5 protein-coding genes are annotated in these 3,966 nt (G+C 72.5%); 4 read left to right on the top strand and 1 reads right to left on the bottom strand.

Annotated elements, in window-relative coordinates:
- On the bottom strand, positions 1-792 hold a 792-nt coding region (locus AX737_RS04800; RefSeq protein WP_066919409.1), incomplete at its 3' end, for a DUF1611 domain-containing protein.
- 215 nt (positions 793-1,007) lie between these two features.
- On the opposite strand from AX737_RS04800, the gene maiA reads away from it, so the two are divergent.
- From maiA to AX737_RS04780, 4 genes are all read left to right on the top strand, one after another.
- On the top strand, positions 1,008-1,655 hold the full coding sequence (gene maiA / locus AX737_RS04795) for a maleylacetoacetate isomerase (protein ID WP_066919407.1): 648 nt from the start codon (positions 1,008-1,010) through the stop codon (positions 1,653-1,655).
- 130 nt (positions 1,656-1,785) lie between these two features.
- Positions 1,786-3,117: an NAD(P)/FAD-dependent oxidoreductase gene (locus AX737_RS04790; protein ID WP_066919405.1), complete on the top strand. Its 1,332-nt coding sequence runs from the start codon at positions 1,786-1,788 to the stop codon at positions 3,115-3,117.
- 116 nt (positions 3,118-3,233) lie between these two features.
- On the top strand, positions 3,234-3,548 hold the full coding sequence (locus tag AX737_RS04785) for an EthD family reductase (RefSeq protein ID WP_066919403.1): 315 nt from the start codon (positions 3,234-3,236) through the stop codon (positions 3,546-3,548).
- Entirely contained in the window at positions 3,545-3,856 is a 312-nt protein-coding gene (locus AX737_RS04780) for a hypothetical protein (protein WP_066919401.1), read from the top strand. The genes AX737_RS04785 and AX737_RS04780 overlap by 4 nt, the downstream gene beginning before the upstream one ends.
- Positions 3,857-3,966: the final 110 nt, after the last annotated feature.

The raw sequence follows: 3,966 nt of genomic DNA, 5'->3' as shown, positions 1-3,966 counted from the left end.
CGTCGGCAGCGGGTGCTCGACGCCGCGCATCGTGGTGCGGGTCGGCTCGTGGCAGACCACGAAGGCGTCCGCCTGCGCGCCGTGGAGCAGCCCGAGGCTCACGCCCGCGAAGGAGGGATGGTAGAGCGAGCCCTGGCCCTCGATCAGGTCCCAGTGCCCCGGCGCGGCGGCCGGCGCGATCCACTCGACGGCGCCCGAGATGAAATCGGCCACCACCGCGTCGATGGCCACGCCCCGGCCGGAGATGAACACGCCGGTCTGGCCGGTGGCGCGGAAATCCGCGTCGAGGCCGCGCGCCCGCATGCCCTTCTCCAGCGCCAGCGCGGTGTACTTCTTGCCGACCGAGCAGTCGGTGCCGACGGTCAGCAGGCGCAGGCCCGGCCGCCGCGTGCCCTTGCCGGTGGCGAAGGTCTCGCTGGTGTGGCGGACGTCGTGGAGCTGGCGGCCGTTGCGCTCGGCCGCTTCCGCGATCGCCGGCACCGCGCCGAGCCGGACGTGCAGGCCGCTCGCCACGTCGAGGCCGGCATCGAGGGCGGCCACGATCTCGGCGACCCAGTGCTCGGGCAGCACGCCGCCCGCGTTGACCACGCCGATCACCAGCGTCCGGCAGCCTTTGGCGAGCGCCTCGTCGAGGGTGAGGTCCGGGATGCCGAGATCGGCCGCGCAGCCGGGCAGGCGCATCTGGCCGACGCACCATTCGGGACGCCAGTCGGCAATGCCGTAGGCGGTCTTGGCGGCCAGCTTGTCCGGCACGTCGCCGAGGAACATCAGGTAGGGTGTGGCGATCTGCATCCCGGTGCTCCATCGGGGCTCGTGCGGGCCCGAAGCGTGTCCTTGAGCCCGTGTCTTTGCAGGAAGCCGCGGCCGGGGCAACGCGTCGCAGCGCCGGGCAGGTTTTCAGCCGGCGGATAGCAGGCCGGGGAGAGGCCCGGATCATGACGGGCGCGGCCCTTGCGGTTCGGACCGCTCTGGGGTGTGCTCGGTGGCAGGCGAGATGGGGGCACACGATGAAGATGTACGGCAACTGGCGCTCGGCCGCCGCCTTCCGGGTACGGATCGCCCTGAAGCTGAAGCAGATCCCGTACGAGGAGACCTTCATCGACCTCGACGCGGGCGACCAGCACCGGCCGGAATTCCGGGCGATCAACCCGCAGGGCGCGGTGCCGGCGCTCTTCGACGGGGACGGGCCGCCGCTGACCCAGTCGCTCGCCATCCTCGACTATCTGGAGGAAACGCGGGGCGGCGTGCGCCTGCTGCCGGAGGACCCGCGGGCCCGTGCGCGGGCGCGCTCGCTCGCCCAGGTCGTCGCCTGCGACACGCACCCGCTCTACGTGCCGCGGGTGCGCACCTACCTGATGGAAGCCTACGGCCTGCCCCAGGCGCGCATGATGGAGTTCGTGCGCCACAGCTTCACCACCGGGTTGGAGACGCTGGAGAAGCGCTTGAGCGGCGAGCCCGGCACCGGCCGGTTCTGCCAGGGCGATCAGGTCAGCCACGCCGACCTCTGCCTCGTCAGCCTCTGGGTGGGCACCAGGATCTTCTCGGTGCCGACCGAGCCCTATCCGACCGTGGCCCGCATCGCCGAGACCTGCCTCGCGCTGCCCGCCTTCGCCGAGGCGCATCCTCTGCGCCAGCCCGGCGCGCCGCAGGCCTGAGCGCGCGTCCCGCGCAAGAGGCCGGACGGGGTGACGGGAAGATCTGGCATACAGACGCCTATCCTGTGTAAGCAGGGATGAGATCGCGGTGGCCGGACGTGCCGGGCCGACGAGCGCTTGAGGGGACGGAATGGTACCTGCCGAGAAGGAGAGCGGCCTGCACCGCATCGTGGTGGTCGGAGGCGGCGCCGCCGGCCTGCAGCTCGTCACGCAGCTCGGGGACAAGCTCGGCCGCAAGGGCAAGGCGCACGTCACGCTGGTGGACCGGGCCCGCACCCATATCTGGAAGCCGCTGCTGCACGAGGTGGCGGCCGGCAGCCTCGACATCGGGCACCACGCGGTGGACTACCTGCACCACGCCCACCAGCACCATTTCCGCTACCGCATCGGCCAGATGATTGGGCTCGACCGGGCTACGCGCACGGTCCAGCTCGCCGCGAGCCACGATGCGGAAGGGCGCGAGGTGACGCCCGAGCGGACGGTTCCCTACGACACGCTCGTGATGGCGGTGGGCTCCACCACCAACGATTTCGGCACGCCGGGCGTGGCCGAGCACGCCATCGCGCTGGACACCCAGGCCCAGGCGGTGCGTTTCCACCAGCGCCTCGTCAACGCGATGCTGCGCGCCCACACCCAGACCGGCCCGGTGCGGCCGGGCCAGCTCCACGTCACGGTGATCGGTGCGGGCGCCACCGGCACGGAACTCGCTGCCGAGCTGCACCGCACGCTGCGCCACGTGGTCGGCACCGGCCTCGACCGCATCGACCCGGACAAGGACCTCAAGATCACCCTGGTGGAGGCCGCCGACCGCATCCTCCCGGCCGTGCCGCACCGGCTCTCGGCGGAGGTGATGGCGTTGCTCACCAAGATCGGCGTCGAGGTGCGGGTGCGCGCCCGCGTCACCGAGGTGCGGGCCGACGGCGTCGCGCTCGCCGACGGCGCCTTCATCCCCTCCGAACTGGTCGTCTGGGCGGCGGGCGTGAAGGCGCCGCCCTTCCTGCACGATATCGGCGGGCTCGAGACCACGCGCACCAACCAGCTCGTGGTGACGCCGACGCTCCAGACCACGCGCGACCCGGACATCTTCGCGATCGGCGACTGCGCCTACCTCGTGGAGGCCGGCTCCGACACGCCCGTGCCGCCCCGCGCCCAGGCCGCCCACCAGCAGGCGACCTACCTCGTCAAGCAGATCCCCGCCAAGATGGCCGGGCGGCCGCTGACGCCGTTCCGCTACCGCGACTTCGGCTCCCTGGTCTCGCTCGGCGAGTACTCCACGGTGGGCAGCCTGATGGGCTTCATCCAGGGGAAGAACATGTTCATCGCCGGGCTGTTCGCCCGGCTGATGTACCGCTCGCTCTACAAGATGCACGAGCGGGCGCTGCACGGCACCGTCAAGACGGCGCTCGACGCCGCCGCCCGGGCGCTGACCCGGCGCACCGAGCCGCGGGTGAAGCTGCACTGAGGGCCGCGCCGCCCTAGATCCAGACCGGGCGCGTCCGCGCCCGGCACACGAAGTCCCGCACCGGGCGGCGCCCGCCAGCGGGGACCGCCCGCCGGACGGGCACCGGGAGAGAAACGATGATCCTCGTGAGCGTGATGTACCCGGCCGGCGGCCGCTTCGACATGGCCTACTATCTCGGCCACCACATGCCGCTGGTGCGCGAGCGCTGGTCCTCCTTCGGCCTGCACGAGGCGAAGATCGTGCGCGGCGTCTCGACGCCGGACGGGGGCGAGGCCCCCTATCAGGTGATGGCCCTGCTGACCTGGGAATCGGCCGACGCCTTCCAGAAGGCGGCCGCCGCGCACGGGGCCGAGATCTTCGGCGACATCCCGAAGTTCACCGACCGTCAGGCCCAGGTCCAGATCAACGAATTCCCCGAGAGCGGCGCGTGATCGACGTCGTCAAGGCGGTCCAGGAGGCGGATCCAAGTCTCGGATCGTACGTGATCGTGCTGCGCGGCGATTCCCGGGCGCTCGCCGCGCCCGACCGCCTGGACGATGCGGCCGCCGCCTGGATCGCGGCGGAGGCCCCGGAGGCGCGGCTGACGCAGGTGAGCGTGGCGCTCGCACCCTATCCGGGGGCGGCGCCGACCGAGCGGACCGTGACGGTGCTGGCCTTCCCCGACGCGCGCCGGCTCGCCGCCTTCGCCACCGCGTGGACGGCCGATCCGGAGCCGGAGGAGGACGCCCCCGCGGCCTGAGGCGGTCGACACCCCTCCGGGCGGGCCTGAACCACGCCCCCCATTCCGGCACGGCGGGAAGGGGGGCGCGGCTTTCGCCGCAGGAGGCGCGGCCGCGTCGCGCGATGCAC

Source organism: Methylobacterium sp. CCH5-D2 (assembly GCF_001556475.1).
GTDB classification, from domain to species: domain Bacteria; phylum Pseudomonadota; class Alphaproteobacteria; order Rhizobiales; family Beijerinckiaceae; genus Methylobacterium; species Methylobacterium hispanicum.
The sequence above is the reverse complement of the archived record's forward strand: the minus strand, read 5'-3'. Positions and strand labels throughout refer to the sequence as shown.